2 protein-coding genes and 1 pseudogene are annotated in these 2,621 nt (G+C 71.7%); all 3 read left to right on the forward strand.

Annotated elements, in window-relative coordinates; translation table 11 throughout:
• A pseudogene (locus ABNT58_RS09775) lies at positions 1-1,195 on the forward strand (hypothetical protein); the annotation flags it as partial.
• Positions 1,196-1,264: 69 nt separating this feature from the next.
• Positions 1,265-2,398, forward strand: a complete 1,134-nt coding sequence (locus tag ABNT58_RS09780; protein WP_348753297.1) for a histidine kinase — start codon at positions 1,265-1,267, stop codon at positions 2,396-2,398.
• Positions 2,395-2,621: response regulator (locus ABNT58_RS09785; RefSeq protein WP_348753298.1), on the forward strand; the 227-nt coding region annotated here is incomplete at its 3' end. The genes ABNT58_RS09780 and ABNT58_RS09785, both read left to right, overlap by 4 nt.

Below are 2,621 nucleotides of genomic sequence, written 5' to 3' on the forward strand. Positions count from 1 at the left end.
CTTCCTGATCCAGAACTCCTGGGGGCCGGAGTGGGGCTCGCACGGCTACGCCATCCTCACGTATGGCGACTGGCTGAAGAACGCGATGGACTGCTGGGTGGTGCAGCTGGGCGTGGTCACGCAGGACCACCGCGAGCTGGCCCGCACCTCCACGCTGCGCACCGATGGCCGCGGCAAGGTGGCGCTGGCGCAGAGCGAGGTGCTGCGCAACCGCGAGCTGTCGCCCTTCATCATCAACATGGGCAACAACGGCGCGCTGTCCACCAGCGGCGACTTCCGCACCACGCCCGACGACGTGCGGGCCATCGCCGACATCCAGCTCGAACGCGCCCGCCAGGCCTGGGGCCTGCAGGACGACGTGATCGACGTGTGCCTGTATGCCCACGGCGGGCTGGTGAGTGAACGGGCCGCCGCCGACATCGCCGCGCAGTGGATTCCGATGCTGTACGACCAGCGCATCTTCCCGGTCTTCCTGATGTGGGAAACCGGCTTCATCGAGACGCTGACCGCGATGCTGTCCGAGGCCGTGGGCGGCGCGCCCCGCATCGGCGGCGGGCTCGAGCGCTGGTGGAACCAGCGGCTGGAACGCCTGCTGGCGCGGCCCGGCACCGCCGTGTGGGGCGAGATGAAGGAAAACGCCAACCTGATGGGCCTGTACCGCGAAGGCGTGCCCGACGACCAGCAGGCCGGCGCGGTGCTGCTGTGGCAGCACTTTTCCAAGGCGGTGAGCAACAAGCGCGTGCGCATGCACTTCGTCGGCCATTCGGCCGGTGCGATTGCCGGTACCTACCTGATCCAGCGTCTGGCCGAGCAGGGCATGGGCTTCGAGTCGGTGAGCTTCATGGCGCCCGCGGTGCGGCTGGACACCTTCACCGAGCGGCTGCTGCCGCTGCTGCAAAGCGGCCAGGTCAAGCGCTACCAGCAGTTCAGCCTCACCGACCGCGCCGAAGAAGACGACCCGACCTGCGGGCCGTACCGCCGTTCGCTGCTGTACCTGGTGCGCGAGTCGTTCGAAGGCGGCTCGCCCACGCCCATCCTGGGCATGGAGCGCGACGTGCGCGAGCCGGCCAGAAGCTGGCCCCACACCACGCTGGTGCTGGCGCCCGGCAGCGCCAGCGCGGCCTCCACCCACGGCGCGTTCGACGACGACAAGCTCACCCAGCAGCGGGTGCTGCGCTTCATTCAAGGCCGATAAACCGCGCTTCGTCGCATGGGCCGGCACGCGCGGGCTGCGGCGGGCCGCCAGGGCGCTATCGTCGCGGGCATGACCCTGCCTTCGCCCCGCCCACCCGCACCGTCGCCCGCCGCCGCGCTGCCGGCGCAGGGCTTGATGGGCAGCCTCACCGGCCGCAGCGTGGCCATGGCGGTGGCGCTGGCCGTGGTGGTGGCGGCGCTGCTCAATCCGCTGTTCATGCCGCCGTTTCCGGTGGTGCTGGGCCGCACGCTGTTCCTGGCCATGGTGCTGCTGCTGGCCTTCCATGCGGCGGGCCGGCTGCCGGTGCACCGGCTGCCGGGCTGGATGCCGCGCTGGCTGCTGCAGCTGCTGGCCATCGTGTTGGCGGCGCCGCTGGCCACCGCCTGCATCTACCTGCTATACGCCGGCGGCGACGTGATGGCGCTGTTCGACAACCCGGGCGTGGTGGCCGGCTTCAGCTGGATCGCCGGCACCGGGCTGGTGCTGGGCCTGGTGCTGGCACTGGGCGCGTTGTTCCGCGAGCGTGATGCGCAGGCCCGCAACCTGGCGCTGCAGCTGGCGCTGGAGCGGGAAACCCTGCAGCGCCAGGACGCCGATGCCCGGCTGGCGCTGCTGCAGTCGCAGGTGGAGCCGCACTTCCTGTTCAACACCCTGGCCAATGTGCAGGCGCTGGTGGAAAGCGGATCGCCCCGCGCCGGCCCGGTGCTGCAGACGCTGACCGACTACCTGCGCGCCGCCATGCCCGGCCTGCGCGATGCGCAGCCCACGCTGGGCGACGAACTGGCCCGCGTGCGCGCCTACCTGTCGTTGATGGAGATGCGCATGCCCGACCGGCTGCGCTGGCAGCTCCAGGCCGACGCCGGGCTGGACGGCCTGCGCTTTCCGCCGATGGCGGTGCTCACGCTGGTGGAAAACGCGGTGCGCCACGGCATCGACCCCAGCGAAGAGGGCGGCGAGTTGCGGGTGACCGTGCAGGCACAGCCCGACGGCGGCCTGGCCCTGACGGTGCAAGACAGCGGCGTGGGCCTGTCCCGCCCGGCCGGTGCATCACCGCCCGCCACCGCGGGCACCGGCCTGGCGAACCTGCGCGCCCGGCTGCAGGCCATGTACGGCGATGCCGCCCGCCTGTCGCTCACTGAAGAGTCACCCCACGGCGTGCGCGCCGAGATCCGCCTGCCGGCCCCCTCGCGGTCTTCCTCATGACCCCCACCGCCCTGATCGCCGACGACGAACCGCTGCTGCGCGAGCACCTGGCCAGCCACCTGGCGCGCGCCTGGGCCGAGCTGCAGCTGGTGGGCCAGGCCCGCAACGGCCGCGAGGCGGTGGCGATGTTCGAGGAACTGCAGCCGCAGGTGGTGTTCCTGGACGTGCACATGCCAGGCATCAACGGCATCGAGGCCGCGCGCGCCATCGGCCGGCGGGCGCA

Origin of the sequence: uncultured Aquincola sp., assembly GCF_964001545.1 — a bacterium.
GTDB lineage: Bacteria > Pseudomonadota > Gammaproteobacteria > Burkholderiales > Burkholderiaceae_C > Aquincola.